The organism is Wolbachia endosymbiont of Nomada ferruginata, assembly GCF_001675785.1.
GTDB classification, from domain to species: domain Bacteria; phylum Pseudomonadota; class Alphaproteobacteria; order Rickettsiales; family Anaplasmataceae; genus Wolbachia; species Wolbachia pipientis.
Window position 1 is genome coordinate 1 of sequence record NZ_LYUY01000152.1, and the last position, 1,523, is coordinate 1,523.

The 1,523-nt window shown below is 38.4% G+C and carries 5 protein-coding genes; 4 read left to right on the forward strand and 1 reads right to left on the reverse strand.

The window, feature by feature from the left end; genetic code table 11:
- Positions 1 to 38: 38 nt before the first annotated feature.
- The 3 genes from BA053_RS08205 to BA053_RS07555 all read left to right on the forward strand — a co-directional run bounded on the left by BA053_RS08205 (position 39) and on the right by BA053_RS07555 (position 1,149).
- On the forward strand, positions 39 to 404 hold the full coding sequence (locus BA053_RS08205; protein ID WP_245611118.1) for a DNA methyltransferase: 366 nt from the start codon (positions 39 to 41) through the stop codon (positions 402 to 404).
- 149 nt (positions 405 to 553) lie between these two features.
- Positions 554 to 958 carry a site-specific DNA-methyltransferase gene (locus BA053_RS08210; RefSeq protein WP_245611628.1) on the forward strand — a complete coding sequence of 135 codons (405 nt, stop codon included), beginning with the start codon at positions 554 to 556 and terminating at the stop codon, positions 956 to 958.
- Between the two features lie 2 nt (positions 959 to 960).
- Complete coding sequence (locus tag BA053_RS07555; protein ID WP_156518111.1) at positions 961 to 1,149, forward strand: hypothetical protein; 189 nt, start codon at positions 961 to 963, stop codon at positions 1,147 to 1,149.
- Here the strand turns inward: BA053_RS07555 and BA053_RS07560 are convergent.
- Positions 1,138 to 1,278: a hypothetical protein gene (locus BA053_RS07560; protein WP_167347038.1), complete on the reverse strand. Its 141-nt coding sequence runs from the start codon at positions 1,276 to 1,278 to the stop codon at positions 1,138 to 1,140. The genes BA053_RS07555 and BA053_RS07560 overlap by 12 nt on opposite strands.
- 8 nt (positions 1,279 to 1,286) lie before the next feature.
- Between BA053_RS07560 and BA053_RS08460 the strand changes: the two genes are divergently transcribed.
- Positions 1,287 to 1,412: a hypothetical protein gene (locus BA053_RS08460; protein WP_255356264.1), complete on the forward strand. Its 126-nt coding sequence runs from the start codon at positions 1,287 to 1,289 to the stop codon at positions 1,410 to 1,412.
- The last annotated feature ends 111 nt before the right edge of the window (positions 1,413 to 1,523 follow it).

The following is a 1,523-nucleotide window of genomic DNA, read 5'->3' on the forward strand; positions in this document are numbered from 1 at the left end:
ATATCTGGCTATGAGTAAAGTTATGTTAAGTAGGGAATATGCTTGATTTACTGGTTTGTGGACAACCTCTAATAACCAGTCCACCGTTTGCTTTGCAAAGAAAAAAAGAATACGGAAATGAATCCCAAGCCGAATATGTTGCCTGGCTTGGTCAATTTGCAAAATTAGTACATAGCAAACTCAAAGATACAGGCAGTTTTGTACTTGATCTAGGTGGAGCTTATGAAAAAGGCGTGCCATCCAGAAGTTTATATAATTTTAGAGTGCTTATGCATTTCTGTGATGATATAGGCTTCTTCCTTGCAGAAGATTTCTATTGGTATAACCCTTCTAAATTGCCAAGTCCAATTGAATGGGTAAATAAGAGAAAAATCAGAGCAAAAGATTCTGTTAATACAGTATAGCAAAACTGAGTGGCCTAAAGCAGATGTCACAAAGGTGCTAGTGGAATACAGTGGCCGCATGAAAAAACTTATCGAGAATCCAGAGGCTTATTATACTCCAAAAGAACGACCATCAGGACATAATATTGGTAGTAGCTTTGGTAAAGATGATGGAGCCATCAAATCTTTTGCAGATTCCCAATTCAGAGTCTAATAGACGGTATCTTGCTGCATGTAAGGAACTAGGTATAAAACAACATCCAGCTAGATTCCCTGCTAAATTACCTCAATTTTTTATTCGGTTTTTAACACAACCGGGAGATGTTGTTTTAGATATTTTTGCTGGTTCTAACACAACAGGTTTTGTATGTGAGCAAGAAGACCGTTACTGGTTAGCATTTGAAGAAAATAGAGAATATCTTGCTGCATCTGCTTTTAGGTTCTTAGAAAAAGAATGCTCAAAAAAAGAGTTGGCAGTTATTTATCAATGCATTATTCGTGGTAAAGAGCCTGTATTAAAGACTAAGCAGTCTATATTGGATATTGAGTTCACTCAGCAGTCATTAGTAGTTTAGTTATGCTCTTTGTTCATGGTTTTCCCGTTTTGAGCAATAATTTTTTATATAAGCATTTTTGTTGCCTATCCTCAACACTTTCCACATTAGCGTTACTAGCACAACTGTACGAACATTGCAATTTGCAGGTGGCAGATGGTGTCATGAAAGTAGCTGACACTGGTTCCTTTATGACGGTGTCATCCGAGTAGCCCCTTTTTTGTCATCCCAGTGCCCAGACACTGGGATCCAGCTTCTTTTTTTCTAGATCCCAGACTGGAATGACACCTCTCTTGGGCTCTTTTAGCCATGTCATCCGAGTAGCCTTCTTCTCCTGTCATCCCAGTGCGTGACACTGGGATCTAGTCTTTATTATGCAGCCACTTATTTAAAGTTAAGTTTTCTGGATCCCAGTGTCAAGCACTGGGATGACATCATCCTTTTTTTGGGATTCCAGCGTCACGCGCTGGAATGACACCTCTCTTGGGCTCTCTTAGCTATAAATATTAAGAAATTTACTAAATAAAAAAAAAGGCAAAAGAAGCCCCATGGTTGGCTAATTACTTACATTATACTTTCAAGTATG

Coding starts and splice junctions, on each gene's coding strand:
- BA053_RS07560 (WP_167347038.1), bottom strand. CDS start 1,278: ATGACAGGAGAAGAAGGCTACTCGGATGACATGGCTAAAAGAGCCCAA.
- BA053_RS07555 (WP_156518111.1), top strand. CDS start 961: ATGCTCTTTGTTCATGGTTTTCCCGTTTTGAGCAATAATTTTTTATAT.
- BA053_RS08210 (WP_245611628.1), top strand. CDS start 554: ATGGAGCCATCAAATCTTTTGCAGATTCCCAATTCAGAGTCTAATAGA.
- BA053_RS08205 (WP_245611118.1), top strand. CDS start 39: ATGCTTGATTTACTGGTTTGTGGACAACCTCTAATAACCAGTCCACCG.